The organism is Pseudothioclava arenosa (assembly GCF_002358085.1).
In the GTDB taxonomy this organism is placed as follows: domain Bacteria; phylum Pseudomonadota; class Alphaproteobacteria; order Rhodobacterales; family Rhodobacteraceae; genus Pseudothioclava; species Pseudothioclava arenosa.
Genome location: NZ_NTJD01000005.1, coordinates 1 through 25,271 on the forward strand (window position 1 = coordinate 1; position 25,271 = coordinate 25,271).

Here is a 25,271-nt window from a genome sequence, read left to right on the forward strand (position 1 = left end):
CACCTCGCGGGGATGAAGGACTCGAAAATCATCGTCGCGATCAACAAGGACGAAGAGGCCCCGATCTTCCAGGTCGCCGACTTCGGCCTCGTCGCAGACCTCTTCGACGCCGTCCCCGAATTGACCGCGAAAGTGTGACGGCGGAGCGGGGGCCAGCCCCCGCACCCCCGGAGTATTTTCGGCTCAATGAAAGCCGGGCGCGAATGAAAGCAACGAAAAGCCCCGCAAACGCGGGGCTTTTTGCTGTCTTCAGATCAGCGCCCGCAGATGCGGCAGCAGGGCTTCCGCGACCTCCTCATGCACGAGGGGGCCCGGCATCTGCACCGCCGTCGGCTCTTCGAGCGGGCCGAAACACATGCCCACTGTCCCCGTCGAGCGTGCCATGATCGTCGGCTGCACCTGCACCACCTCATCGACAAGGGGACGCAACTGATCAACCATGCGGCTCGAAATATAGAGCGGATCTGGGCCGAGCGGATCGCGTGCGACCGGGGAATGGTAGTCCCCGATCCAGAGCAAGGCCTTGCGCCCCGGAAGCTTCGCGAGAAGGGCTTTCATGCGCACCAGCCAGGTCTGGCGCAGATCCTGCACGACGCCGTCATATTTCACCAGGGACCGCGCCTTGAGCGCCCCCAACATGTGCCGCGTAAAGTTAAACTGAGCGAAATCGACATCGGGGAACATCTCGCGCATGCGGCTCGAGGCCCGCACGAAACGATCATTGCGGCGCGGATGCACGGCGTAGAACCCGTTGGTCATGTTTTGTGCGCCCATCAGCTGAATCACCGTGACCCGCGCGCGCTGAGCGGCCTCGATCACCTCTGATTCGGCGGCGAAAACATCGACGCCCGCGTTCATATGGCCGAAATTCGCCACGGGCAGGCCAAGCCGCTCTTGCACGAGGTCGGGCCAGGGCCGCGCCACGAATTTACCATAGGTTTCCGTTCCGCCGATGGCGGCAACGAAATCCCCGTTCAGCGATTTGGCCGGGCCACGAAACAGCAGTTTCGACTGCCCATACCGGCATGGATAGTAATTGAGGGCGTCCCCGCCCTGATATTCGAAAGCCATTTTCCCACCTCAGTCCTTCGACTCACCCGAAATCAAGGCTGCGCCAGAACCCTTTCAAAACAGCTAACGTCATCCCGGGCACGCCACCGTGCATTCGCAGCGAAACTTCTTGCACTTGCAGCATTGACGGGTCATGGTCGCCTCGGAACATGAAAGGGCCATATCATGACGATCCAGAAAGTGGGCATCGTGGGCGCCGGACAGATGGGCAACGGGATTGCCCATGTCTTTGCACTCTCCGGCTACGACGTCCTCATCAATGACATCTCCGCTGACAGCCTCGCGCGCGCGGTGGCGACGATCACCAAAAATCTCGACCGGCAGGTTTCGAAGAACCTGATCAGCGCCGAACAGAAGGCCGAGGCGCTGGGGCGCATTTCGACCACGATGGAGCTGACCGAGTTGGGGCCGTGCGACCTCGTGATCGAGGCCGCGACCGAGAAAGAAGCGGTGAAGCAGGCGATTTTCGACACGCTGATCCCGCATCTGGGCAAGGACACGATCCTCGCCACCAACACCTCGTCGATCTCGATCACGCGGCTTGCCTCGCGCACCGACCGCCCCGAGCGGTTCATCGGCGTGCACTTCATGAACCCGGTGCCGGTGATGCAGCTGGTCGAGATCATTCGTGGCATCGCCACCGATGACGCGACCTATCAGGCGACGATGGCGGTGGTGAAATCGCTGGGCAAGACGGCGGCTTCGGCCGAGGATTTCCCGGCTTTCATCGTGAACCGCATCCTCGTGCCGATGATCAACGAAGCGGTCTACACGCTTTACGAAGGCGTTGGTTCGGTCGATTCCATCGACCTGTCGATGAAGCTGGGCGCGAACCACCCGATGGGGCCGCTGGAACTGGCCGATTTCATCGGTCTCGATACCTGCCTCGCGATCATGAACGTGCTGCACGACGGCCTGGCGGATACGAAATACCGTCCCTGTCCGCTCCTGACGAAATATGTCGAGGCTGGCTGGCTGGGCCGCAAGACCGGCCGCGGGTTCTATGATTACCGGGGCGAAACGCCGGTTCCGACCCGCTAAGTCACCGATTAACGAAAAAGCCCCGCTTCTGCGGGGCTTTTTGTTACGCGGCGCGAAAGGTCAATTGCCTTCGCCAAATTTGTCCGCGATCAGCGCCCCCAGCGCATCGGCCAGCGCATCGGCCTCGGCGCCGCTGGTGGTCACCTTGATCGAGGTCCCGCAGGACGCCGCGAGCATCAGCAGCCCCATGATCGAATCGCCCGAAACCCGCATCCCGTCCTTTTCGACCTCGGCGCGGGCGTTGAAATCCTCAACCACCTCCACGAATTTCGCCGAGGCCCGGGCATGCAGCCCTTTCACGTTCACGATCTCGAATTCTCGCGTCACCATTGCGTCTCCTGCGAAGGCTTTACCGTCCGGCCGTATCGCACATTGAATAGGAATTTATGTATTTCCGGCCGGCATCGAGCGCCGCCTCGACCGCCGCATGGACATTCAACGCACGCGACTTCGCCAGCTTGATCAACAAAGGCAGGTTGGCGCCATAAATGATCTCGCGCTCGCAATTCTCGCAGGCCATCAGGCTCAGGTTCGAGGGCGATCCGCCGAAAATATCGGTCACCACGACAACGCCGTCACCCACATCCACCGAATCCGCAGCCGATCTGATCTCGGCCTGCTTCTGCGCCCGGTCATGATTATCCTCGATGGTGATCGCGCGGATGCCCTCCTGCGGGCCGACGACATGCTCTACCGCCGCGAGATATTCTCGCGCGAGCCCCCCATGTGCCACGATCACGATACCGATCACGTGCCCTGCCCCACTTCACCATCCGGCGCCTCGGCGCGCCGTTCCAATTCCCTATGACGTTTAGACACCTGCCACCCTGCCTCCGCAAGAGCTTTGGTAACCTTTTCCGTCATCGCGACCGAGCGGTGTTTGCCGCCGGTGCAGCCGAACCCCACCGAGACATGACTGCGCCCCTCCTCGACATGGGCGGGCAACTCGAACTGCAGCAGGCCGAGCACCCGCTCGAAATACTCTCCAAACCGCGGGTCCGCGGCGATATAGGCGGCGACACGCGGATCGCGGCCATCATGCGGGCGCAGCGCAGGCTCCCAATGCGGATTGGCCAGAAACCGGCAATCGAACATCAGGTCGAGCCCGCGCGGAACGCCGCGCTTGTAACTGAAAGAATGGATCGAGACGCTGAGCCTTTCCAACACGCCCGGATCAAAAAGCCGTGCGATCTCGGCGCGCAGGTCATGCGGGCTGAGCGCCGAGGTCTCGACCAGCACATCAGCGCGGGCGCGGATCGGGGCGAGAAGGTCGATCTCGGCCACGATCCCTTCGCGCGGCGCATCCGAGGGCGCCAGCGGGTGGCGGCGCCGGGTCTCGGAATAGCGCCGCTCCAGCACATCGGGGCGCGCATCAAGGTAAAGCAGTTCGAGCGAAACCGTCGGGCTCAGCGTCAGCTGGTCGATCAACTCGATCAGCGCGGCGGCCGAAAACTCGCGATTGCGCACATCGACACCCAAAGCGATCGGATGCCCGCGCGGCGCCCCGGCCAAGAGCCGCGGGATCAGCGACAAGGGCATGTTGTCGATGGTCTCGTAGCCGAAGTCCTCAAGCGCGGCGATGGCGGTCGTCCGCCCCGCCCCCGACGGCCCCGTCACCAGCACGACGCGCTGGGTGCCCTGATTTTCGCTTGCGGCCCTCTCGCTCAAGCGACCCTCCCGGCCTTCAGATACTGTAAAATCCCTGCCGCAGCATGGCCGCTTCGCAGGCGCAGCACAAGAGGGATGACCACCCCGCCGATCTCGATCTGGCGCGCGGGCGGCAATCGTTCGGTCTCTTCCTGAGAAAGGTCGACCGCGAGGACGATCTGCGCCGAAGGCAGCGCCTCGGCCGCCAGAATACCGATGCCCCGCGCCTCGATCTGCCCCGCAATCGCGGTGGGCCCCGAGGCCATCAGCCCCCCCTCCAGAACGTGCAAATCGACCCGGTCGTCGGCCACAAGACGCGCGCCAAACGCCATCAACTCAAGCGCCAGCGCCGACTTCCCCGCGCCTGAGGGGCCAAGGATCAACACCCCGCAATCGGGGTTCAGCGCAACCGCGCTTGCATGGATGTTCAGGGGGGCGGTGGCCTCAGCCCCGCTCAAACCGGCAGGCCCACCACGAAGCGCGCGCCCAGCGGCTCCGAGGTCACGTCGGCATCGGTCGGACGGATATTTTCGGCCCAGATCACCCCGCCATGCGCCTCGACGATCTGTTTCGAGATCGCGAGCCCCAAGCCCGAATGATCGCCGAACTGCCCCACAGGACGCTCGGAATAGAAGCGTTTGAACACCTTGGTCAGCGCCTCTTCGGGAATGCCGGGCCCGGTATCCTCGACCACGACCAGCACGCGATTATCGCGCTTGCGCGCCCAGACCCGCACCGCGTCACCCTCTTCACAGAAGGAAATCGCGTTGGTGATCAGGTTCACGAAGACCTGCGCCAGCCGCCCCTCGAGACCGGTGATCATGATCGGCACCTTCGGCAGGTCCGAGATGAACTCGACCCCTTTTTCCTGCGCCTGCTGGCCCAGAAACTCCGAAAGATTGCCCACCATCTTGACCAGATCGAAGCGCTCTTCCTCTTCGCGCACCAGCTCGGAATCGAGCCGCGAGGCGTTGGAAATATCGCTCACCAGTCGGTCGAGGCGGCGCACATCATGGTCGATCACATCGAGCAGCTTGGTGCGATGCTCCTCTTTCTTGACCATGTGCAACGAGGCCACCGCCGAACGCAGACTGGCCAGCGGGTTCTTGATTTCATGGGCGACATCGGCCGCGAATTGCTCGTTCGCGTCGATCCGGTCGTAAAGCGCCGCGACCATGCCGCGCAGCGCGCCCGACAGCCGCCCGATCTCGTCGGGGCGCGCGGTCAGATCGGGGATGCGCACCCGCGTCGGGTTCATCTTGCGCGCGTTCTTGTCACGCCCAAGCTCGGCCGCCTCGGCCAGATCGGAAAGTGGGTTCGCGATGGTCGAGGCGAGCACGAGGCTCAACCCGATCGACACGGCGACGGCCACGACGAACATCTGCAGCACCTGCTCGCGCTCGGCGCGCACGAGGCGCTCGATCTCGCCGGCGGCGGACGAAAGCACAAGCTGACCGACCTCGCGGCCATCCTGATAAACGCCTGTCGCGACAGAGAAAACCGGGTCTCCGGCAAGCGTTTTTTCGCTGGAGATCAGGGTCTTGCCCGCCGCAAGGCGGTCGATCAGCCGCTGCGCGATAGCCTGACGATCCTCGGCCACATCCACCATTGGCGGGCGATCCACGAGGCCCGAAACCGCCGCCCAGGCGCGGTCGAGCATGTTGGTGATGACCGTCGAACGATCATCGGCCCCAAGCCCCTCGACCGGCTGGCGCGCGGCCATTTGCACGTCTTTCGAGGACAGGATGAACCCTCCCGTCGCATCGAAGATGAACAGTTCGGCCCCCTCGGGCAGCTCAATGCCGCTCAGGGTATCGCGCAGGTCGATCCCGTCACCCGAGGCGAAATTGACCCATCCCTCTTTCGGCAGGCGGGCCTCGATCACATCGGCGACCAGCTCGGCCTCGGAGACGATGGCGGCTTCGCGCTGCAGCACGAGGCTCTGCCGGAACGGATTAAGAAACAGGACCCCCGCGACGAGGATCAGCATCGCCAGAAGGTTGAAGGTGATGATCTTGCGCGCCAGCGGCGAACGGTTGAGCGTGAGCAAGCCGCGCCGGCGGCGGCCACGCATCAGCGCGTCGTCGACCAACCCCTCGGGCGCGACCCAATCCTCGCCAAGCACCACATCAATGTCGGTGCCGCGCGTGTTCTGCGCCTTCCGCTTGGAGCCGCCCATACCTATCCGTCCGGCAAGCGTCATTCTTCGTTATAGCGATAGCCGATGCCGTAAAGCGTCTCGATCGCCGAGAAATCATCGTCCGCGGTGCGCATTTTCTTGCGCAAGCGCTTGATATGGCTGTCGATTGTGCGGTCGTCGACATAGACCTGATCGTCATAGGCCACGTCCATCAGCTGGTCGCGCGACTTCACGAAACCCGGGCGTTGCGCCAGCGCCTGAAGCAGCAGGAATTCGGTGACGGTCAGCGTCACTTCCTTGCCCTTCCAGGTCACCGAATGGCGCAGCGGGTCCATCGTCAGCGAGCCGCGCTCCATCACCTTGTTCTCGTCGGTGACGGGGATCTCGACGCCCGAAATCGCCTCCTGACGACGCAGGAGCGCGCGGATCCGCTCGACCAGAAGCCGCTGCGAAAACGGCTTTTTCACATAGTCATCGGCGCCCATGCGCAGACCCAGAACCTCGTCGATCTCGTCATCCTTCGAGGTCAGGAAAATCACCGGCATCGCGGTTTTCTGGCGCAGGCGCTGCAGCAGCTCCATCCCGTCCATCCGCGGCATCTTGATATCGAGAACCGCCATGTCGGGCAGGCGCTTGTTGAACGCGTCGAGCGCCGCCTGACCGTCATTATAGGTTTCAACCTCGTAGCCTTCCGCCTCCAACGTCATCGAGACGGAGGTCAGAATATTCCGGTCATCGTCGACCAGCGCGATCCTCGACATGCCAATACCTCGTAAACTGCCCAGATTTTTGTTTTCAGACATACTCCGCTTTCCGACTCGGCAAATCAACTGCGTTGTGCGAATCACCTTGGCATTCCGATTCATTCACGGTGAAAAAAACGAAGGTTTGACTAATTTGCCTCACCCATCGGGTCTGGTGGCGCTAAACAGTGAAATGGTTGCGCTAACTGCGTCAAAGCGTTCTGTTCCATCCCTGAAACGACATGCTATAGGGCGCCTATTCGACGGGGCCCCGGTGGGGTTGCTGCCGGATCGGTATCCCTTTTGGCCCGGGATGCCGGGAGGAACCGACGAACCGCCGCGCGACGGCATCGGGAGCTAGCAGATGAGCATTGGACGTGTGAACCCGGCGAACCGCCTGGAAGATCAAGGCATCACTGGCCTGGGCAATGTCTATTATAACCTTCTCGAACCGGCGCTGATCGAGACGGCGCTGAAACGCGGCGAAGGCACGCTGGGCAAAGGCGGCGCCTTCTATTGCTCGACGGGCGCCCATACCGGCCGCTCGCCGAAGGACAAATTCGTGGTCCGTACCCCTTCGGTCGAAGATTCGATCTGGTGGGAAAACAACAAGCCGATGGACCCGGCGAAATTCGACGTGCTCTACGCCGACATGCTCGAGCACATGAAGGGCAAGGACTACTTCGTCCAGGACCTGTTCGGCGGCGCCGACCCCGAGCATCGCCTCGACGTGCGCGTCGTGACCGAGCTGGCCTGGCACGGCCTGTTCATCCGCACCATGCTGCGCCGCCCCGAGCGTGACGAACTGGACGCTTTCGCCCCCGAATTCACCATCATCAACTGCCCGAGCTTCAAGGCCGACCCCGAGCGTCACGGCTGCCGTTCGGAAACCGTGATCGCGCTGAACTTCGAGAAGAAGCTGATCCTGATCGGCAACACCGCCTATGCCGGTGAAAACAAGAAATCGGTCTTCACGCTGCTCAACTACATCCTGCCCGGCAAGGGCGTGATGGCTATGCACTGCTCGGCCAACCACGCGATCGGCAACCCCGACGACACCGCCGTGTTCTTCGGCCTGTCGGGCACCGGCAAGACGACGCTCTCGGCCGACCCCTCGCGCACGCTGATCGGCGATGACGAACATGGCTGGTCGGAAAAGGGCACCTTCAACTTCGAAGGCGGCTGCTACGCCAAGACCATCAACCTCTCGAAAGAGGCCGAGCCGGAAATCTACGCGACCTGCTCGATGTTCGGCACCGTGGTCGAGAACATGGTCTATGACGAAGAAACCCTCGAACTGGACTTCTTCGATAACTCGATCACCGACAACATGCGCTGCGCTTACCCGCTGCACTACATCTCGAACGCCTCGGACACCGCGCTTGGCGGCCATCCGAAGAACGTGATCATGCTGACCTGCGACGCTTACGGCGTGCTGCCGCCGATCGCGCGTCTGACCCCGGCGCAGGCGATGTATCACTTCCTCTCGGGCTTCACCTCGAAGACCCCGGGCACCGAGGTGGGCGTTGTCGAACCGACCCCGACCTTCTCGACCTGCTTCGGCGCGCCCTTCATGCCGCGTCGTCCCGAGGCCTACGGCAAGCTGCTTCAGGCGAAAATCGCCGAGTACGGCTCGGATTGCTGGCTGGTCAACACCGGCTGGACCGGCGGCGCCTTCGGCACCGGCAAGCGTATGCCGATCAAGGCGACCCGCGCGCTGCTGACCGCCGCGCTCGATGGTTCGCTGAACACGGTCGAGTTCCGCAAGGACCCGAACTTCGGCTTCGAAGTGCCGGTTTCGGTGCCGGGCGTTGACGCGACGCTCCTGAACCCGCGCGACACCTGGGCCGACAAGGATGCTTTCGACGCGCAAGCCAAGAAACTGGTGGGCATGTTCGCCGAGAACTTCGCGCAATACCTGCCCTATATCGACGAAGACGTGAAAGCCGCCGCGATCGGCTGAACACGCGCAGCCCTTCGGGGACAGTGACAAGGCCGGGCCCTGCGCCCGGCCTTTCGCATTGCGGGGGTTCGGATTTTCCCGATCCTGCGGCGCATTCGGCTTGTTCCGCCCCGCGCGTGGACGGCATTATGGGCCATGAACGTCTGGATCGTGCTCCTCATCGCCGTCCTTGCCCTGATGCTTCTGGCGTCGGGGGGCGTGGTGCTGTGGGCGCGGCTGCGTCACCCCTTGCCCAAGGGGCCCTTCGCGCAGTCGGGCACCCTGCCGCCCCGCCCCGAGCTGGCCGCCCGCTTCGCCCCGGACCTTGACGATCACCCGGGCGAGAACGCGCTGAACCTTCTGGAAGACCCGGCACTCTCGCTGGCCGCGCGGCTTGAGTTGATCGAGGCCGCGCAAGACGGGATTGACCTGCAATATTACGACTGGATGCAGGACACCGCCGGCGCCCTGATGCTTTCGGCGCTGCGCCGGGCGGGGGCGCGCGGCGTGCGCATCCGGCTCTTGCTCGATGACAACAGCACCGCCGGGCGCGACCACCTGCTGGCGGCACTGCGGGCGATTCCGGGGCTGGAACTGCGCCTGTTCAACCCGTTTCCTCTGCGTCGTCTTCGGTTCCTGGCCTATCTGGCCGATTTCACCCGTCTCAATCGCCGGATGCATAACAAGGCGATGATCGTCGACGGCGCGATCGCGATTCTCGGCGGGCGCAACGTGGGCGACGACTATTTCAACACGCTCGGGCCGCGCGGGCTTTACATGGATCTCGACTTCGCCATCGCCGGGCCCCTGCTGGAGGATCTGGCGCGCGTTTTCGACAGCTACTGGAACGCGCCGCTCTCGGTCCCCGCCGAGGCCATTCTGCCCCCCGGCACACCTTGGGAGCTGGAGGCCGCGCTGGCCCATGAGGCCACGCTGCTATCGCACCCAGAGGCCGTCAATTACGGCAAGACGCTGGCCGAGCTCCACCGCGAGGGGCACCTGCTCGGCCCCGGTGCGACACCCCGGCAATTCGCCCCGGTCGAGCTGGTCTATGACCCGCCGGAGAAGCCGATCCAGACCCGCCTGCGCCGCAAGGAGATGCTCTGGACCCGGATGCGCCGCGCACTGGGGCAACCAACATCGGAACTGCTGATCCTCAGCCCCTATTTCGTGCCGATGCGCTCGGGCGTGCGACTTCTGGCCCGGATCGCGAAGGCGGGGGTAAAGCTCCGCATCTTGACCAATTCCTTTGCCGCGACCGATGTCGCGCTGGTGCATTCGGGTTATGCGCATCGGCGGCGCGCGCTCTTGCGCAACGGGGCCGAGCTTTACGAATTCGCGCCCGACGCGGTGCCGACACTCGATGTCTCGGCGCTGCTGAAAAGCCGGCTGCACGGGACCGCGCCATTCTCGCGGAACAAGCTCCATGCCAAGGTCTTCATCGTTGACCGCGACCGGCTGTTTCTGGGCTCGTTCAACTTCGACCCGCGCTCGATCCGGTTAAACACCGAGCTGGGCGTGATCGTGCGCTCGCCCGTGATTGCCGGGATGATCGCGGAGCGGCTCGACGCGCTGATCCCCGAACGGTGCTGGCACGTGACGCTGTCGCGCACGCAACGGCTGAGTTGGGAACGTCCGGGAGAAGCGCCCCGCCATGCCGAACCGGGCGCCACATGGCCCGCGCGGATCGCGCTTGGCATCGCGCGGCGCCTGCCGATCGAGTGGATGCTTTAGGGCTTGCGCGTGCGCTTGGTCTTGCGCGCGACTGCCCGAGCCTTGGCCTTCGCCGCACCCATCTTGCGCGGCATCCGCTGCCCGGGCTTGCGGCGCCCCTTCGAGGGGCGCGAGGGCATCGGGCTGCCCTCAAGCTCCAGCAGTTCCAGCATCAGCCCGCCGGTCAACGGCACCGCCTCAGCCAGACGCACCAGAACCCGCTGCCCGATGGTGATCCGCAGGCCGGTATCGGCGCCGATCAGCTCCTGCGCCTCCTTGTCGAAATGGAAGAACTCGCGCCCGATCTCGCGGATCGGGATCAGCCCGTCGGCGCCGGTTTCATCGAGCTTCACGAAGGCCCCGAATTTCTGCACGCCGCTGATCCGGCCCGCAAACTCCGCACCGACCCGCTCGCTCAGATAGGCGGCAAGATAACGGTCGGTCGTGTCGCGCTCGGCCACCATCGAGCGGCGTTCGGTCTCCGAGATATGCTGCGCGGTTTCGTCCAGAATTTCAATGTCCTGCGGGCTCAGGCCGTCCTTACCCCAGCCATGCCCGAGGATCAGCGCGCGATGCACGATCAGGTCGGAATAGCGCCGGATCGGCGAGGTGAAATGCGCGTAGGAGCGCAGCGCCAGCCCGAAATGCCCAAGGTTCTGCGGCGCGTAATAGGCCTGCGTCATCGAGCGCAGCGTCGAGATGTTCAGGAGCTCGTCGAACTCGCTGCCCTCGGCCTGTGCGAGCAGGTTGTTCAGGTGCTGCGTCTTCAGGACCTGCCCCTTGGCCAGCGTGAAGCCCGACGCCTGCGCCACCTCGCGCAGCGCCTCGATCTTTTCGACGCTCGGCTCTTCGTGAACGCGATACAGCAGAGGCCGGCGCAGGCGTTCGAGCTCTTCGGCCGCGGCCACATTGGCCAGCACCATGAACTCTTCGATCAGCTTATGCGCGTCGAGCCGCTCCTTGAATTTGACCGAGGCGACCTTGCCCTCGTCGTCGATCACGATCTGCCGTTCGGGCAGGTCAAGCTCCAGCGGCTGACGGCGCGCGCGCGCGCGTTTCAGCGCCTCGTAGCACGCGAAGATCGGGCCGATCACCTCGTCCAGAAGCGGCTCGGTCTTGGCATCGGGGGCGCCATCGCGCGCCGCCTGCACCTGCCCATATTCGAGCGAGGCGACCGAGTTGATGATGCCGCGGGTAAACCGATGCGAGACCTTGTTGCCGAAGGAATCCACCTTCATCCGCACCGCCAGCACCGCGCGCGGCACATGTTCGTGCAGGCTGCACAGGTCGCCCGAGAGCCGGTCGGGCAGCATCGGCACGACACGGTCGGGGAAATAGGTCGAGTTGCCGCGATTGCGCGCTTCGCGATCCAGCGCCGAGCCGGGCGTGACGTAATGCGCAACATCCGCGATCGCCACCCAGAGCAGGAACCCGCCCTCGTTCTTCGGATCGTCATCGGGGATGACAAGGCAGGCGTCGTCGCGGTCGCGCGCGTCCGCCGGGTCGATGGTGACGAAGGGCAGGCCGGTCAGGTCTTCGCGCCCCTCGAAACTGGCGGGTTTTGCGGCATCGGCCTCGGCGATCACCGCATCGGGAAAATCGTCGGGGATGCCGTGCTGATGGATCGCGATCAGCGAGACCGCACGCGGTGCGCTCGGGTCGCCGAGGCGCTCGATCACGCGGGCGCGCGGCAGGCCCATGCGGCCCTTGGGGCCGGATTGCTCGGCCTCGACCAGCTCGCCGTCCTTCGCCTCCAGCGTGTCGCCCGCCGGGATCGTCCATTCCTTGTCGGCGCCCTTGTCGATCGGCACGATCCGCCCGCCCTCGGCCGCCTTGCGGAAGATGCCGACGATGCGGTGGCTGGCCTGCCCGATCTTGCGGATGAGCCGGCCTTCGTAATCGTAGCCCTGCCCTTCGACCGCGCTGAGCCGCGCGAGAATGCGCTCGCCCGGCGCCAGCGCCGGATCGGTTTTCTTGAGCACGAGGAGGATCACCGGCTCGGGCCCCTCGCCCTCGAACTCGGCCGCCCGCGCCCAGAGATCGCCCGAGCTATCCACGCGCAGCACCTGCAGCACCGCGACCGGCGGCAGCCCGGCCGCATCGTGATAACCGCGCCGACGCTTGGCCAGAAGCCCCTCGGCCTCCATCTCTTTCAAGAGACGTTTCAGCTCGATCTTGGCGGGGCCCTTGAGGCCGAAAGCCTTGGAGAGGTCGCGCTTGGAACTGGCGCCCGGATGGTCCGCGAGCCAGTCGAGAATGTCCTGCCGGGACGGGATCTGGGGCATGGTGCTCATGGGGTTTCCTAACACGGGCGGAGGGGCGTCGTCACCGACGGACCGGGGCGCCGCCCCGGACCCCGGGATATTTTCAGCAAAGCGAAGTCACAGCGGCTTTTCCATATCCCGATGCGGGATGCCGGCATCATCATAGATGGGGCCGTAGGCGGTAAACCCAAGCTTTTCGTAGAAGGGAATGGCATGGCATTGCGCGCCGAGCATCGCACGGGTGCAGCCTTGTTCGGCCAGCAGCGCCTCGCCCGCGCGGATCAGGGCGGCGCCAATGCCGCGGCCGCGCGCGGCGGGCAGGACACAGACACGGCCGATCTTGCCGGTTTCACCCTTGAGCAGGAGCCGCGCGGTGCCGATCGGGGTTTCGCCGTCGCGCGCAAGCAGATGCAGCGCACCGCCGTCGCGCCCATCCCATTCCTCGGCCTCGGGAACGTTCTGTTCCTCGATGAACACCACGCGGCGCAGCGCACGACAGGTGTCGAGATCATGGGTCTGTTCGACGCGGATCATGCGAAATAGGCCTGCAGCACGCGGGTATAGATGGCTTTGAGCGGGCCGATCTGATCGACGGCGACGCGTTCATCGACCGAATGCATGGTCTGGCCGACGAGGCCGAACTCGACCACCGGGCAGTGGTTTTTCACGAAGCGCGCGTCCGAAGTGCCGCCCGAGGTGGACAGTTCGGGGCGCAACCCGGTTTCCGCCTCGACAGCGTCGGCCACCAGATCCACCAGCATCCCCGGCGGCGTCAGGAAGCTTTCGCCCGAGATGTCAGCGCGCAGCGTGAAGGTCACGCCGGTCTCGGTCTCGACCCCGGCGATGAGCCCCTTGGCCCAATCGCTCAGCGAGGCGCCGGAATGCAGGTCGTTGAAGCGAATGTTGACCGTGGCGCGCGCCTTGGCCGGGATCACGTTGGTCGCCGGGTTGCCGCAGTCGATGGTGACGATCTGCAGCGTCGAGGCGTCGAAATGCGCGGTGCCCGCGTCCAGCGGCTGCGCGGTCATCTGCCCGAGCAGAGAGACCAGCGCGTGCAGCGGGTTCTTGGCCCGATGCGGATAGGCGGCATGGCCCTGCACGCCCTGCGCCTCAAGGTAAAGCGTGATCGAGCCGCGCCGGCCGATCTTCATCATCTCGCCCATGCGCTCGGGGCAGGTGGGCTCACCAACGAGGCAATGGCTCATCGCCTCGCCATTGGCCTCCATCCAGTCGAGCAACGCCAGCGTGCCATCGCGCCCGGCCCCCTCTTCATCGCCGGTGATCGTCAGGATCACGGCGCCATCCGGCGGGGTTTCGGTGACGAAGTCGATGGCGGCGGCCGTGAAGGCGGCGACGCCCGATTTCATGTCGGTGGCGCCGCGCCCCCACAGGAAGCCATCCGAAATCTCGGCGCCGAAGGGCGGATGCGTCCAGGCCGCTTCGTCGCCCACCGGCACGACATCGGTGTGACCGTTGAAGCCAAAAGTTTTCGCCGCGCCCCTCGCTCCCCAGCGCGCGAAAAGGTTCGGCACGCCGTTCCGGTCGATGCGGTGGCATTCGAACCCCGCGCCGCGCAGCAGCCCTTCGAGGAGCACCAGCGCGCCGCCCTCTTCGGGGGTCACCGAGGGACAACGGACGAGATCGGCGGTGAGTTGGACGGGGTCGATCGGCATGGGATCCTCGTGCAGCAATTGGCCTAGGCTTAGTCCTCTCGGGGGGCAAACTCAATGGCGGCCCGCTGGGGTTGAGTGTGCTCTGGAGGATTCACTCATCCCGGCGCGCAATGCCGACTGCGAAAAACCTTTATTTTTGGCCCGGATCGCGGCAAAGTTAACGGAAAATAAAGACCCGAGGCAGGGCAACAACGAGCAGGGCACAAGCCCACAACAAGCAGAGGCCGAAATCGGCCCGATCAGGAAAAGGACGGACGGGCCCGTCCTTGCGCGCTGTTGCGCTGCCTTCGAAGGGATTTCGGAGGCGCGGATGCCATCGACGAGCATGCATTACGATACGAACGCCTCGGCCGTTGAAATGGCCGAGACGATTTTCGGTGATGGCGTGACCGTTGTCGGCGCGACCTATACCGGCGATGACCGCTCCTCGGCGATCTATGATGGCGGATCGAGCCTCGGCCTCGATATCCTCGACACGGGCGTGATCCTGTCGACCGGGCTTGTCACCAACTTCACCAACTCGGGCGGCGGCGGCACCAACCAGTATTTCAGCACCTCATCCAATACCAAGGGCATCGACAACAACCCGCTGTTCGATGCGCTGGCCGGCACCGATACCTATGACGCGTCCTGGCTCGATGTCGATTTCATCCCCGAGACCGAGATGATGACGATGAGCTTTGTCTTCACCTCGGAGGATTACATCAACCTGACCACCTCGGATTACCTCGACATGATCGGGATCTGGGTGAATGGCGAGTTGATCGAGACCACGATCGGCGACATCTCGGTGACCGGCGTCAACGGCACCACCAACGAGAACCTGTTCATCGAAAACAGCGGCACAGTCTACCCGACCGAGATGGACGGGCTCACCGTCACCCTCTCGGTCAGCTTCGTGGTCAACCCGAACGAGGTGAACTCGATCCGCATCGGGATCGCGGATGTCGGCAACTCCAGCAACGACTCGACGATCCTGATCATGGCGGATTCGGTGCAGGGCACGCTGATCGCGATGGACGATACCATCGCCATCCCCGCCGGAGACAGCGCGACGCTCGACGTTCTGGGAAACGAGATCAACCTTACCGGCGGCACGCTCTCGGTCACGCATATCAATGGCGTTCCGGTCAGTCCGGGCGATTCCGTCACCCTGCCGTCTGGCGAGGTGGTCACGCTCAATCCCGACTGGACCTTTTCCATCACCACCGATGGGGTCGTCGAGACCGACAGCTTCACCTACACGGTCGCCAGTTCGACCGGCGATACCGATGTCGGCTTTGTCACCGTCAGCACCGTGCCCTGTTTCGTCGCCGGCACCTTGATCGACACGCCGCAGGGCCCCCGTTTGATCGAGAGCCTGCGCGTCGGCGATCTGGTCACGACGCTCGATAACGGGGCGCAACCGATCCGCTGGATCGGCACCCGCCATGTCGCCGCCGAGGGCCGCTTTGCCCCGATCCGCATCCGCAAGGGTCGCTTTGGCGCGACGCGCGACCTGCTGGTCTCGCCGCAGCACCGCGTTCTGGTGCGCGACCCGCTGGCGGCGCTGTTCTTCGGCGAGGCCGAGGTGTTGGTCGCCGCCAAGGATCTGGTCGATGGACACCAGATCACGATCGAGGAAGGCGGGCAGGTCACCTATCTGCACATCCTCTTCGACAGCCATCAGGTGATCTATTCCGAAGGCCTCGCGACCGAAAGCTTCCTGCCCGGGCCGCAGGTTCTGAGCGGAATGGAGGCCGAGGTACAGGCCGAGATCTGCGCGCTTTTTCCCGAACTCGATCCGCAGACCGGCGCGGGCTACGGCCCGGCGGCGCGACACATGCTGCGCTCCTACGAAGCGCGGCTTTTGGTCACCGAAGCAGCCTAGGAGGACAGAATGAACAGCAACCCCACCTCCGATCCGGGCTGGTTCGCGGCCCACATCCCCGGCCGCACGCCGCTGGCGCTGCGCGACCACGCCCTGCCGGCGACGCTGACGCGCGGCACGTTGATGCTGGAATTCACCTTGCTGCGCGGCGAGACCGAGATCCTGCCGCTCCTGCATCTGGCGCGGCGCAGTACGGCGGCGCAGTTCTTCTCGCTCGGCTTTACCAAGGACGGCCATCTTTGCCTCTCGCAGCGCGAAGATGCGGAGTTCCACGCCGTCTCCATCGACGCCAGCGCCGAGATCGCCGAGGGCGGCCGGATGCGCCTGACCTGGCACTGGGACACGAAGGCCTGTGAAAGCCTGCTGACGCTTGAGGCGCTCGATCAGGGCACATTGCGCCAGCGCCACGGCCACGCGCCCCTGCCGATGCGCCGCGAGGACCTCGACGCGCTTGCCCTTGGCGCCGAGCCCGCGCGGATCGGCCCGCGCGTCGACTGGCTGGCCTTGGGCGATCACCGCCATCCGGTCGGGCCGGGCGCCTGTTTCGCCCCCTCGACCCCGATCGAGACCCCGCAGGGCCCGCGCCCCGCCGCCAACCTGCGCGCGGGCGATCTGGTGGAAACCGTCGATGCCGGGCCGCAACCCGTTCTGTGGTCGGGGCGGATCGCCCTGCCCGCGCTCGGCAGCCTGCGCCCGCTGCGGCTTTGTGCGCCAAGCTTTGGCGCCACGCGCGACCTCTGGCTGATGCCGAGCCACCGCATCCTTGTCGGCGGCCCGATGATCGACGACCTCTTTGGCACGCCCGAGGCGCTGGTCGAGGCGCGCTACCTGATCGACGGCTGCACGGTGCTGCAACCCGACCGGCCGAGCGTGCTGAACTGGCACGGGATCTTGCTGGAGCGTCACCACCTGCTGATCGCGGATGGCTGCCAGATCGAGAGCCTCTCGATCGGATGCCTCGCGCGGCAAACGGGGCTGGTCGCCTCGACCGCGCTGGCGGGGCTTGCGCGCCAAGGCGACTTGCCGCTGCACTACCGCAAGGCGCGCCACGTGCTGCGGCCCTACGAGGCGCTCTCGCTCAGCGCGCTCTTGCAGCAGCGCCGCGCGCCGCTCTCGGCCTAGAGCCCGATCCCGCGCCGCACGAGGTTCAAACCGGTCAGCAGCAACAACACCAGCGTCCAGCGCCGGAACCGCTGCGCATCGAGCCGGTCATGGGCGCGAAAGCCCAGCCACATCCCGATCGCGGCCGGAATAACCAGCACCGCCGAAGCCGGCGCCGTCTGCGCATTCAGCACACCCGAGCCCAGATGCGACACCGTCAGGATCACCGCGCCCAGCAAAAACACCACGCCCTGCACGCGCACGGCCTCGGTCTTGGGCGCGTGGATCGAGAGCAGGTAGATCAAGAGCGGCGGCCCCCAGATCCCGGAAATCCCGCCATAACAGCCGCCGATAATGCCAAGGATCACCTCGGCGCGGCGGCGATGATGGATCGGCAGGGCAAGACTGATCCCCATCAGCTGCACGCCCGCGAAGGCGACGATCGGCAGGCCGAGCAATACGAACATCAAGGATTGCGGGATCACCCGCACGAACCCCGCCGTGATCGGGATGAAGATCACCACCATCGCGATGAACCAGCGGTATTCGACGATCGAGCCCCAGGCCGCCGCCACGCCCTGCCGGAAGGCCTGCGCGAAATTGGTCAGGAGCGTCGGCAGGATCAATAGCGCCAGCGCCAACTCTGCGGGCAGGAACGAGCCGAAGGCCGACAGCATCAGCATCGGCATGGCAAACCCGATCGCCCCTTTCACGAACCCCGCGAACAGGGTGACGGCAAAGGCGACAGCCATCTGAACGGGCGTGAGTGAGGCGAGAAACAGCTCCATCTGTCCTCCCTAGCCCGATCTTGCCGCGCCCGCATCCCCGAACTGACAAAGGCGTCGCGCGGCGCGAATTTTCGGCAGAAGCCCCGGGCACGGCCCGAGAAAACCCCGCCGGGCGCGACAGATTAAAACAACCAAAGCGCCCTGCGCGAATTTTTATTGCGCTGCATCTGCAAAATGCCTATGCACGGGGTCACTCGAACAAGAGCAACTCCGACTCATGGCGCTGATGGGGGCGATATGCCGCAAAACACCGTTCTTTCCGATCTTCTCTCGCTGACCGAAGCCTCGCTTCCCGAAGTGGCGGCGCTGGTCGATCAGGCCACCGAAGCCCTGCGCGCCAAGACCTCGAAAGATGGCCGTATCTCGGGCGCGCTGCTGGAAGAGAACCAGTATCAGGCGCATGGCCTGTCGTGGCTGGCGACCTACAACCAGTCGCTGATGCAGCTGCATGGCTGGGCCACGCGCATCGCCGAAGAAGGCAAATTAGGCACCATGGAACAGCTGATCGTGCAGATCGGCTTTGGCGAATACCTCGCGCAGATCCAGGGCGGCATTCAGATGAACCAGGGCGAGATGGTGCGCCTGGCCGATCTGGGCGTCAGCTGGACGCCCTCGGACGCCGCCGCGACGCTGATTGCGGGCGGAAACTCGAACGCCGCGCGCATGGCGCTGGTCGCGATGATGCGCGACGTGCAGGGTCGCTCGATCTTTGGCACCTCGGGCCTCGACGAAGACCTCGAGATGATCCGCGAGCAATTCTATCGCTACGCCGAAGACCGCGTGAAACCGAACGCGCATGAATGGCACCTGAAAGACGAGCTGATCCCGATGGAAATCATCGAGGAGCTCGCCGAGCTGGGCGTCTTCGGCCTGACGATCCCGGAAGAATTCGGCGGCCTCGGCCTGTCGAAAGCCTCGATGGTCGTCGTGACCGAAGAGCTTTCGCGCGGCTATATCGGCGTGGGCTCGCTGGGCACGCGCTCGGAAATCGCGGCGGAACTGATCCTCTGCGGCGGCACCGAAGATCAGAAGGCGAAATGGCTCCCGGGCCTCGCCTCGGGCGAGATCCTCTCGACCGCCGTCTTCACCGAACCGAACACCGGCTCGGATCTCGGCTCGCTGCGCACCCGCGCCGTCAAGGATGGCGACGACTGGGTGGTGACCGGCAACAAGACCTGGATCACCCACGCCCAGCGCACCCATGTGATGACGCTGCTCGCGCGGACCAACCCCGACACCACCGATTACAAGGGCCTGTCGATGTTCCTGGCGGAAAAGACGCCCGGCACCGATGACAACCCCTTCCCGACGCCGGGCATGACCGGCGGCGAGATCGAGGTTCTGGGCTATCGCGGCATGAAGGAATACGAGCTCGGCTTCGACGGCTTCCGCGTCAAGGGCGAGAACCTGCTGGGCGGCGAAGAGGGCAAGGGCTTCAAGCAGCTGATGGAAACCTTCGAGTCCGCCCGCATCCAGACCGCTGCGCGCGCCGTGGGCGTCGCGCAATCGGCCTGCGAGATCGGCATGCAATACGCCATCGACCGCAAGCAATTCGGCAAATCTCTGATCGAGTTCCCGCGTGTGGCCTCGAAGCTCGCGCTGATGGCGGTGGAAATCATGATTGCCCGCCAGCTGACCTATTTCTCGGCCTGGGAAAAAGATCACGGCCATCGCTGCGACCTCGAGGCGGGCATGGCGAAACTGCTGGGCGCCCGCGTGGCCTGGTCGGCGGCGGATAACGCGCTGCAGATCCACGGCGGCAACGGTTTCGCGCTGGAATACCAGATCTCGCGCATCCTGTGCGACGCACGCATCCTCAACATCTTTGAAGGTGCCGCCGAGATTCAGGCGCAGGTCATCGCGCGCCGCCTGCTGGGGTGAGGGCCGTCTCGGAGCGGCGCCGGTGGAGCCTCTCAGGCCCGAACGCGCAGCTCGTAGCTGCGCCGCACCGGAAAATCGCATCGGAACGGGGCCTTCGGGCCCCGTTTTGCATTGCGCGGGGCGCGGCTTCGGGCAATCTCGGGGCAAAGGAGAGCGCCATGATCCGACCCGCCACGCCCGCCGACGCCCCCGCCATCGCCGCGATCTACAATGACGCGGTGCGCAACACGACCGCGATCTGGAACGGCACGGAGATTGATGCCGCCAATCGCATCGACTGGATGGCGGCGCGCGCGGAGGCCGGGCAGCCGGTGCTGGTGCTGGAGGAGGCCGGCGCCGTTCTGGGCTATGCCGCCTATGGCCCGTTCCGTCCGCAGGAAGGGTTCGCCGCGACGGTCGAGCATTCCGCCTACCTCGCCCCTGAGGCGCGCGGCGCGGGTCGGGGCCGGGCACTGATGGCCGCACTGATCGCCGAGGCCCGTGCGCGTGGCGTGCATGTGATGGTCGGCGCGATCGACGCCTCGAACTCGGCCTCGATCGCGCTGCATGAAAAGCTCGGGTTTCGGCAGGTCGGGCTGATGCCCGAGGTCGGGCAGAAATTCGGCCGCTGGCTTGATCTGGCGCTTTTGCAATTGCGACTGGACGACCGCGACGCGCCTTAACGCGAGAGCATGTCGATCAGCCGCGCGCGCGCGGCGGGCAAGGGGCGCTGACCCAGCTCGGGCGCGATCCGATTTTCAAGAAAATAGCCTGTCAACGCAAGGCCTTGCACCAGTTCCATGGCCGTGATCGGCCCCTGCCCCAAGAGTGCGGGCGGGAGGGGCAGAAGCCGCGGCGCCCAGTCGCCCGCGCCCTCGCGGCTAACCGCGCGGCCTGTCTTCGGGCTGACGAAGGCAAGGTCTTCGCGCGATCCGGTGACCGCGCAGCGGCTCAGATCGAGGCCAAAACCAAGCTCGTCCAGAAGCATCATTTCCCAGTGCAGATAGTCGACCTCCCAGCCCGGATGGGCGGCGCCGATCACGTCAAAGAGGGGCTCGGTCGCGGCGTAAAGCGCGGCATGGGGCTCACGCTCGGCCAGAGTAAACGAGGCCAGCGCGCAGACCGAGTTCAGCCCCAAGAGCGCGCGGCGGTCCGACAACACGCCCGCGCGGGATTTCAGCGGCTCAAGGGTGATCGCGCCGAGATGGTCTTCGAGCCGCGCGCGCCAGCTCAGCGCGACATGGCTGCCCGGCTGCAACACCGCCGCCAGCTTGCGCGAGGCACCGCCCCGCACCACGCCCAGATGCCGCCCGTGCCATGCGGTAAAAACCTCGACAATCGCCGAGGTTTCGCCATGCGGGCGGGAGGAAAGGATCGTGCCGTGGTCTTGCCAGTCCATGCGCTGCCGGATGCGGAGAGGACGGGGGGCTGTCTGCCCCCCGCGCCCCCCGAGCGTATTTGAGCCAAGAAGAAAGGGAAAGTCAGTCCTTGAAGCCTTCTTCCTCAAGGAGCGTTCGCCCCTCGCGGCTTTCCAGCTCAATCACCCAGAGATCGGGGTCGAACGAGGCTTGCTTGCGGATCGAGGCATCGACCTCGGGCTCGGGGCCCTCGGTCAGCACCATCCATTGCCGCGCGCCGGTCATCAGGTCGAAGCTGCGCTGATAGGCGCGCGCGGTGCCGTCGAGCAGCGCGCATTTCACCAGAACCGCGCCGGCATGGGCATTGCCGCGGCGCGTGACATAGGCTGGGATATGCGCCAGTTCGAGCCGCTTGAGATAGGCGCGCACCCAGAGATCGGTGACCAGCCGGGCCTCGGCCATCTCAGTCGCCGTCGCGGAAATCGAGGCCCATTTCGGTGTAACGCTCGGCTTCGTCGAGCCAGCCGGGGCGCAGTTTCACCTGCAGGAACAGGTGCACCGGGCGGCCGAGGAACTCGGTCATCTCTTCGCGCGCGGCTTTCGAGATCGCCTTGATCGTCTCGCCGCCCTTGCCGAGCACGATGCCTTTGTGGCCGTCGCGAGTGACATAGATCACCTGGTCGATCCGGGCCGAGCCGTCTTCGCGCTCTTCCCATTTCTCGGTCTCGACAGTGAGCTGATAGGGCAGTTCCTCATGAAGGCGCAGCGTCAGCTTTTCGCGGGTGATTTCCGCCGCGATTTGGCGCATCGGCAGATCGGCGATCTGGTCTTCGGGGTAGAACCACGGGCTTTCGGGCAGCTCGGAGGCGAGCCATTCGCGCAGGTCGTCGACGCCATAGCCGCGCTCGGCCGAGATCATGAAGGTGCGCACGAAAGGATAGGCTTCGTTCAGCTGTTTCGACAGTTCCAGCAGCTTCTCGGCTTTCACCTTGTCGATCTTGTTGATCGCAAGCGCCACGGGCTGCGCGCCCTCGCGCGCCTTCAGAGCCTCGATGATCGCCTGCGCGCCCTCGGTCAGGCCGCGATGCGCTTCGATCAGCAGGACGACGATATCGGCATCGGCCGCGCCCCCCCAGGCGGCGGTGACCATCGCACGATCCAGACGGCGGCGCGGGCGAAAGATGCCGGGTGTGTCGACAAAGACGATCTGGGCGTTGCCCTCCATGCAGACGCCGCGAATGCGCGCGCGCGTTGTCTGCACCTTGTGGGTGACGATCGAGACCTTTGCGCCCACCATCCGGTTCAGCAGCGTCGATTTACCGGCATTGGGTTCGCCGATGAGGGCGACGAAGCCTGCCTTGGTGCCTTCGGTCATTCCTTGCTCTCCATACGCGCCAGCAGCGCCTTGGCCGCGGCCTGTTCGGCCAGTCGTTTCGAGCCGGCGCGGGCTTCGGCGCTTTCGCCCGATTCCAGCCGCGCGGCGATGGTGAAGACGGGGGCGTGGTCGGGCCCCTCGCGTGAGATCGTATCATATCGCGGCGGCTGTTGTCCGCGCGCCTGCGCCCATTCCTGCAACGCGGTCTTGGCGTCGCGCGCGTCTTCCTCGACGCTGTCGATCCGCTTGCCCCAGAGCCGCAGCACCAGGTCACGCGCGGCCTCAAACCCGGCATCGAGATAGACCGCGGCAATCACCGCCTCCATCGCGTCGCCCAAGAGCGCCTCTTTCCGGCGCCCGCCGGTCAACATCTCCGAGCGACCCAGTTTCAGCACCGCGCCAAGGTCGATCTGGCGGGCGACATCGGCGCAGGCCTCCTTGCGCACCAGCGCGTTGAAGCGCGGGGCCAGCTGACCTTCCGAGGCCGCCTTGTCAGCGCGAAACAGCGCCTCGGCCATCGTCAGGCCCAGCACGCGGTCGCCCAGAAACTCCAGCCGCTGGTTGTCGGGCCGCGTCGGCGTCGAGATCGAGCTATGGGTAAGCGCGCGCAACAGAAGCTCGGGGCGCGCGAACTCATGCCCGAGGCGCCCCATGAACGCCTTGATATCGCTGGAAACCTTCACTCGATCGCCTTGAAGAAGCGGTCGCCGCGCCAGGTCCAGAAAAAGAACAGCGAGCGCCCGGCCGAGGAGAACATGATCCGGTCGGCGCGACCGATCAGATATTCCGCCGGCACAAAGCCCAGCCCGCCCGTCGCCGCCGAGAAGCGGCTGTCTTCGGAGTTGTCGCGGTTGTCGCCCATGAAGAAATACATCCCCTCGGGCACGGTATAGACGGGCGTGTTATCGGCCACACCCGAGTCGGTGATGTTCAGGATCGAGTGCTCGACGCCATTGGGCAGTGTCTCGACGAAACGCTCCTTGATGCAGGTGCCGCCCGCGCCAACCGGCGCATTCGCGCAACGCGGCGAGCCTCCCTGCGAGCCTTGCGGCGCGAAAGTCTCGACGAAATCCTCGACCCGGCGCAGGCCGACCGGCTCGCCATTGATCTGCAGCACGCCGTCGATAACCTGGATGCGGTCGCCCGGCAGGCCGACGAGGCGCTTGATGTAATCGACGCCGCGCGTCGGGTGGCGCATCACCACCACGTCGCCGCGCTCGGGCTCAGAACCGAACAGCCGCCCTTCGATCGGGCAGGCCGAGAACGGGCAGGAGTGGCGCGAATAGCCATAGGCCATCTTGTTCACGAACAGAAAATCGCCGATCAGCAGCGTGTCCTTCATCGAGCCCGACGGGATCCAGAACGGCTGAAAGAACAGCGTGCGGAACACGCCCGCGATGATCAGCGCCCAGATGATCGTCTTGATCGTCTCGACGAACCCGCCCTCAGTCTTGCCTGCCATGTCTGCCTGTATCCCTTGGAAATCTTCCGCCTTCCTTGGCCGAGCAGGGCGCGCGAGTCAAGGAAGTGGATCGCGAACAGGGCGCGCCTCGATCACCACGAAGGCCTGCGCCCAGGGGTGGTCGTCGGTCAGCGTGACATGGACGATCGCCTCATGGCCCGCCGGCGTCATCTGCGCCAGTCTTTCCGCCGCCCAACCGGTCAGATGCATCACCGGCTGGCCGGTGTGCAGGTTGCTCACCGCCATGTCGCGCCACGAGATCCCCATGCGCAACCCGGTGCCCAGCGCCTTGGAGCACGCCTCTTTCGCCGCCCAGCGCTTGGCATAGGTGCCCGCGACATCGGCGCGCCGCTCGGCCTTGGCTTGCTCGACCTCAGTGAAGACGCGGGTCTTGAACCGCGCGCCAAAGCGCTCGATCGTGCCTGCGATGCGCTCGATATTGGCCAGGTCCGAGCCGATGCCAAGGATCATCCGCGCGCCGCCTCCATCAGGTGGCGCATCTGTTCGATCGCCGGCCCGAGCCCCGAGAACAGCGCCTCGCCGATCAGGAAATGCCCGATGTTCAGCTCGCGGATCTGCGCAATCTCGGCGATGGGCGTGACGGTTTCATAGGTCAGCCCGTGGCCCGCATGCACCTCGAGATCAAGCGAGGCCGCATAGGCCGCACCCGCGCGCAGAGCATCCAGTTCAAGGTCGCGCTGTTCGAACAACCCTTCGTAATGCAGGTCGCAATAGCGCCCGGTGTGCAGCTCGATCACCGCAGCACCAACCCGCGCCGAGGCCTCGATCTGGCGCGGATCATGGCCGATGAACATCGAGACCCGGATCCCCGCCTCGGAAAGCCGCCCGACATAATCGGTCAGCCGCGCCTCGTCGCCCGCCACATCAAGGCCGCCCTCGGTCGTCACCTCCTCGCGCCGCTCGGGCACAAGGCAGACCGCATGCGGCGCGGTGGCCAAGGCGATCCGCGCCATCTCATCGGTCGCGGCCATCTCGAAATTCAGCGGAATCGCGATCGCGGCCTTGATCGCGGCCATATCGGCATCGCGGATATGGCGGCGGTCTTCGCGCAAATGCGCGGTGATGCCGTCAGCCCCCGCCTCCTGCGCCATCAGCGCGGCCCGCACCGGGTCCGGATAGGTCGTGCCGCGCGCATTTCGCAACGTGGCGACATGGTCGATATTGACCCCGAGTCTGAGTGGCTTGGACATGATCCCCCCGGC

25 protein-coding genes and 1 pseudogene are annotated in these 25,271 nt (G+C 65.1%); 8 read left to right on the forward strand and 18 right to left on the reverse strand.

The genetic code is table 11. The annotated features are described in order from the left end of the window. Positions 1-138: pseudogene (locus tag CLN94_RS07670) on the forward strand (electron transfer flavoprotein subunit alpha/FixB family protein); the annotation flags it as partial. A 111-nt stretch (positions 139-249) separates the two neighbouring features. On the opposite strand, the gene CLN94_RS07675 reads toward CLN94_RS07670, so the two are convergent. Beyond that, positions 250-1,071, reverse strand: coding sequence for a DUF6473 family protein (locus tag CLN94_RS07675; RefSeq protein WP_096432863.1), 822 nt, complete (start codon positions 1,069-1,071; stop codon positions 250-252). Positions 1,072-1,236: 165 nt separating this feature from the next. Between CLN94_RS07675 and CLN94_RS07680 the strand changes: the two genes are divergently transcribed. After that, positions 1,237-2,112, forward strand: coding sequence for a 3-hydroxybutyryl-CoA dehydrogenase (locus tag CLN94_RS07680; protein WP_096432865.1), 876 nt, complete (start codon positions 1,237-1,239; stop codon positions 2,110-2,112). A 60-nt stretch (positions 2,113-2,172) separates the two neighbouring features. Here CLN94_RS07680 and CLN94_RS07685 read toward each other — a convergent pair whose 3' ends face one another. Genes CLN94_RS07685 through CLN94_RS07710 form a run of 6 tightly spaced genes read right to left on the reverse strand, consistent with a single transcriptional unit; the run spans position 2,173 to position 6,660 of the window. Next, positions 2,173-2,442: an HPr family phosphocarrier protein gene (locus CLN94_RS07685; RefSeq protein WP_096432867.1), complete on the reverse strand. Its 270-nt coding sequence runs from the start codon at positions 2,440-2,442 to the stop codon at positions 2,173-2,175. A gap of 19 nt (positions 2,443-2,461) precedes the next feature. Further along, the gene (locus tag CLN94_RS07690; protein WP_096432869.1) at positions 2,462-2,863 is read right to left on the reverse strand and encodes a PTS sugar transporter subunit IIA; all 402 of its coding nucleotides are present in this window, start codon (positions 2,861-2,863) and stop codon (positions 2,462-2,464) included. After that, the gene (gene rapZ, locus CLN94_RS07695) at positions 2,860-3,780 is read right to left on the reverse strand and encodes an RNase adapter RapZ (protein WP_096432871.1); all 921 of its coding nucleotides are present in this window, start codon (positions 3,778-3,780) and stop codon (positions 2,860-2,862) included. Before rapZ ends, CLN94_RS07690 begins: the two co-directional genes overlap by 4 nt. After that, positions 3,777-4,217 carry an HPr kinase/phosphorylase gene (locus CLN94_RS07700; RefSeq protein ID WP_096432873.1) on the reverse strand — a complete coding sequence of 147 codons (441 nt, stop codon included), beginning with the start codon at positions 4,215-4,217 and terminating at the stop codon, positions 3,777-3,779. The genes rapZ and CLN94_RS07700 overlap by 4 nt, the downstream gene beginning before the upstream one ends. After that, positions 4,214-5,938: a sensor histidine kinase gene (locus tag CLN94_RS07705; protein ID WP_425439453.1), complete on the reverse strand. Its 1,725-nt coding sequence runs from the start codon at positions 5,936-5,938 to the stop codon at positions 4,214-4,216. Before CLN94_RS07705 ends, CLN94_RS07700 begins: the two co-directional genes overlap by 4 nt. Before the next feature lie 20 nt (positions 5,939-5,958). Beyond that, positions 5,959-6,660, reverse strand: coding sequence for a response regulator transcription factor (locus tag CLN94_RS07710; protein ID WP_096432877.1), 702 nt, complete (start codon positions 6,658-6,660; stop codon positions 5,959-5,961). Between the two features lie 346 nt (positions 6,661-7,006). On the opposite strand from CLN94_RS07710, the gene CLN94_RS07715 reads away from it, so the two are divergent. Both CLN94_RS07715 and CLN94_RS07720 read left to right on the forward strand, forming a co-directional pair. Next, positions 7,007-8,605, forward strand: coding sequence for a phosphoenolpyruvate carboxykinase (locus CLN94_RS07715; RefSeq protein ID WP_096432879.1), 1,599 nt, complete (start codon positions 7,007-7,009; stop codon positions 8,603-8,605). Positions 8,606-8,740: 135 nt separating this feature from the next. After that, positions 8,741-10,318: a phospholipase D-like domain-containing protein gene (locus tag CLN94_RS07720; protein ID WP_096432881.1), complete on the forward strand. Its 1,578-nt coding sequence runs from the start codon at positions 8,741-8,743 to the stop codon at positions 10,316-10,318. Here CLN94_RS07720 and rnr read toward each other — a convergent pair. From rnr to dapE, 3 genes are all read right to left on the reverse strand, one after another. Beyond that, complete coding sequence (gene rnr, locus CLN94_RS07725; RefSeq protein WP_096433277.1) at positions 10,315-12,582, reverse strand: ribonuclease R; 2,268 nt, start codon at positions 12,580-12,582, stop codon at positions 10,315-10,317. The genes CLN94_RS07720 and rnr overlap by 4 nt on opposite strands. A gap of 96 nt (positions 12,583-12,678) precedes the next feature. Next, positions 12,679-13,092 (reverse strand): GNAT family N-acetyltransferase, encoded by a 414-nt coding sequence (locus CLN94_RS07730; protein WP_425439454.1) that lies wholly within the window; start codon positions 13,090-13,092, stop codon positions 12,679-12,681. Then, positions 13,092-14,234 (reverse strand): succinyl-diaminopimelate desuccinylase, encoded by a 1,143-nt coding sequence (gene dapE, locus CLN94_RS07735; protein ID WP_096432885.1) that lies wholly within the window; start codon positions 14,232-14,234, stop codon positions 13,092-13,094. Before dapE ends, CLN94_RS07730 begins: the two co-directional genes overlap by 1 nt. A gap of 310 nt (positions 14,235-14,544) precedes the next feature. Between dapE and CLN94_RS07740 the strand changes: the two genes are divergently transcribed. Both CLN94_RS07740 and CLN94_RS07745 read left to right on the forward strand, forming a co-directional pair. Next, the gene (locus tag CLN94_RS07740; RefSeq protein WP_245845155.1) at positions 14,545-16,104 is read left to right on the forward strand and encodes a Hint domain-containing protein; all 1,560 of its coding nucleotides are present in this window, start codon (positions 14,545-14,547) and stop codon (positions 16,102-16,104) included. A 9-nt stretch (positions 16,105-16,113) separates the two neighbouring features. Further along, a complete protein-coding gene (locus tag CLN94_RS07745; RefSeq protein ID WP_096432887.1) occupies positions 16,114-17,226 on the forward strand; it encodes a Hint domain-containing protein in 1,113 nt (370 codons plus the stop codon). Here the strand turns inward: CLN94_RS07745 and CLN94_RS07750 are convergent. Then, positions 17,223-17,993 carry a sulfite exporter TauE/SafE family protein gene (locus tag CLN94_RS07750; protein ID WP_096432889.1) on the reverse strand — a complete coding sequence of 257 codons (771 nt, stop codon included), beginning with the start codon at positions 17,991-17,993 and terminating at the stop codon, positions 17,223-17,225. The genes CLN94_RS07745 and CLN94_RS07750 overlap by 4 nt on opposite strands. A gap of 237 nt (positions 17,994-18,230) precedes the next feature. Here CLN94_RS07750 and CLN94_RS07755 point away from each other — a divergent pair, with 237 nt between their 5' ends. Together CLN94_RS07755 and CLN94_RS07760 are read left to right on the forward strand one after the other, a co-directional pair. Beyond that, on the forward strand, positions 18,231-19,874 hold the full coding sequence (locus tag CLN94_RS07755) for an acyl-CoA dehydrogenase family protein (RefSeq protein ID WP_096432891.1): 1,644 nt from the start codon (positions 18,231-18,233) through the stop codon (positions 19,872-19,874). 158 nt (positions 19,875-20,032) lie between these two features. Further along, a complete protein-coding gene (locus CLN94_RS07760; RefSeq protein ID WP_096432893.1) occupies positions 20,033-20,536 on the forward strand; it encodes a GNAT family N-acetyltransferase in 504 nt (167 codons plus the stop codon). On the opposite strand, the gene recO is transcribed toward CLN94_RS07760, so the two are convergent. The 7 genes from recO to CLN94_RS07795 form a co-directional block, all read right to left on the reverse strand. After that, positions 20,533-21,252 (reverse strand): DNA repair protein RecO, encoded by a 720-nt coding sequence (gene recO, locus CLN94_RS07765; RefSeq protein WP_096432895.1) that lies wholly within the window; start codon positions 21,250-21,252, stop codon positions 20,533-20,535. The genes CLN94_RS07760 and recO overlap by 4 nt on opposite strands. Before the next feature lie 82 nt (positions 21,253-21,334). Further along, positions 21,335-21,673, reverse strand: a complete 339-nt coding sequence (locus tag CLN94_RS07770) for a DUF1491 family protein (protein ID WP_096432897.1) — start codon at positions 21,671-21,673, stop codon at positions 21,335-21,337. Position 21,674: 1 nt separating this feature from the next. Next, positions 21,675-22,586 (reverse strand): GTPase Era, encoded by a 912-nt coding sequence (gene era, locus CLN94_RS07775; RefSeq protein ID WP_096432899.1) that lies wholly within the window; start codon positions 22,584-22,586, stop codon positions 21,675-21,677. Then, positions 22,583-23,269, reverse strand: coding sequence for a ribonuclease III (gene rnc / locus CLN94_RS07780; protein ID WP_096432901.1), 687 nt, complete (start codon positions 23,267-23,269; stop codon positions 22,583-22,585). Before rnc ends, era begins: the two co-directional genes overlap by 4 nt. Then, complete coding sequence (lepB, locus tag CLN94_RS07785; protein WP_096432903.1) at positions 23,266-24,048, reverse strand: signal peptidase I; 783 nt, start codon at positions 24,046-24,048, stop codon at positions 23,266-23,268. Before lepB ends, rnc begins: the two co-directional genes overlap by 4 nt. A gap of 57 nt (positions 24,049-24,105) precedes the next feature. Continuing rightward, entirely contained in the window at positions 24,106-24,519 is a 414-nt protein-coding gene (acpS, locus tag CLN94_RS07790; RefSeq protein ID WP_096432905.1) for a holo-ACP synthase, read from the reverse strand. Next, positions 24,516-25,259, reverse strand: coding sequence for a pyridoxine 5'-phosphate synthase (locus CLN94_RS07795; RefSeq protein ID WP_096432907.1), 744 nt, complete (start codon positions 25,257-25,259; stop codon positions 24,516-24,518). Before CLN94_RS07795 ends, acpS begins: the two co-directional genes overlap by 4 nt. Between the last annotated feature and the right edge of the window lie 12 nt (positions 25,260-25,271).

What these genes read in the sequence shown, in the direction of transcription:
- CLN94_RS07675 (WP_096432863.1), bottom strand. Translation starts at nt 1,071, where the DNA reads ATGGCTTTCGAATATCAGGGCGGGGACGCCCTCAATTACTATCCATGC.
- CLN94_RS07680 (WP_096432865.1), top strand. Translation starts at nt 1,237, where the DNA reads ATGACGATCCAGAAAGTGGGCATCGTGGGCGCCGGACAGATGGGCAAC.
- CLN94_RS07685 (WP_096432867.1), bottom strand. Translation starts at nt 2,442, where the DNA reads ATGGTGACGCGAGAATTCGAGATCGTGAACGTGAAAGGGCTGCATGCC.
- CLN94_RS07705 (WP_425439453.1), bottom strand. Translation starts at nt 5,938, where the DNA reads ATGGGCGGCTCCAAGCGGAAGGCGCAGAACACGCGCGGCACCGACATT.
- CLN94_RS07710 (WP_096432877.1), bottom strand. Translation starts at nt 6,660, where the DNA reads ATGTCGAGGATCGCGCTGGTCGACGATGACCGGAATATTCTGACCTCC.
- CLN94_RS07715 (WP_096432879.1), top strand. Translation starts at nt 7,007, where the DNA reads ATGAGCATTGGACGTGTGAACCCGGCGAACCGCCTGGAAGATCAAGGC.
- CLN94_RS07720 (WP_096432881.1), top strand. Translation starts at nt 8,741, where the DNA reads ATGAACGTCTGGATCGTGCTCCTCATCGCCGTCCTTGCCCTGATGCTT.
- rnr (WP_096433277.1), bottom strand. Translation starts at nt 12,582, where the DNA reads ATGCCCCAGATCCCGTCCCGGCAGGACATTCTCGACTGGCTCGCGGAC.
- dapE (WP_096432885.1), bottom strand. Translation starts at nt 14,234, where the DNA reads ATGCCGATCGACCCCGTCCAACTCACCGCCGATCTCGTCCGTTGTCCC.
- CLN94_RS07740 (WP_245845155.1), top strand. Translation starts at nt 14,545, where the DNA reads ATGCCATCGACGAGCATGCATTACGATACGAACGCCTCGGCCGTTGAA.
- CLN94_RS07745 (WP_096432887.1), top strand. Translation starts at nt 16,114, where the DNA reads ATGAACAGCAACCCCACCTCCGATCCGGGCTGGTTCGCGGCCCACATC.
- CLN94_RS07750 (WP_096432889.1), bottom strand. Translation starts at nt 17,993, where the DNA reads ATGGAGCTGTTTCTCGCCTCACTCACGCCCGTTCAGATGGCTGTCGCC.
- CLN94_RS07755 (WP_096432891.1), top strand. Translation starts at nt 18,231, where the DNA reads ATGCCGCAAAACACCGTTCTTTCCGATCTTCTCTCGCTGACCGAAGCC.
- CLN94_RS07760 (WP_096432893.1), top strand. Translation starts at nt 20,033, where the DNA reads ATGATCCGACCCGCCACGCCCGCCGACGCCCCCGCCATCGCCGCGATC.
- recO (WP_096432895.1), bottom strand. Translation starts at nt 21,252, where the DNA reads ATGGACTGGCAAGACCACGGCACGATCCTTTCCTCCCGCCCGCATGGC.
- CLN94_RS07770 (WP_096432897.1), bottom strand. Translation starts at nt 21,673, where the DNA reads ATGGCCGAGGCCCGGCTGGTCACCGATCTCTGGGTGCGCGCCTATCTC.
- era (WP_096432899.1), bottom strand. Translation starts at nt 22,586, where the DNA reads ATGACCGAAGGCACCAAGGCAGGCTTCGTCGCCCTCATCGGCGAACCC.
- lepB (WP_096432903.1), bottom strand. Translation starts at nt 24,048, where the DNA reads ATGGCAGGCAAGACTGAGGGCGGGTTCGTCGAGACGATCAAGACGATC.
- acpS (WP_096432905.1), bottom strand. Translation starts at nt 24,519, where the DNA reads ATGATCCTTGGCATCGGCTCGGACCTGGCCAATATCGAGCGCATCGCA.
- CLN94_RS07795 (WP_096432907.1), bottom strand. Translation starts at nt 25,259, where the DNA reads ATGTCCAAGCCACTCAGACTCGGGGTCAATATCGACCATGTCGCCACG.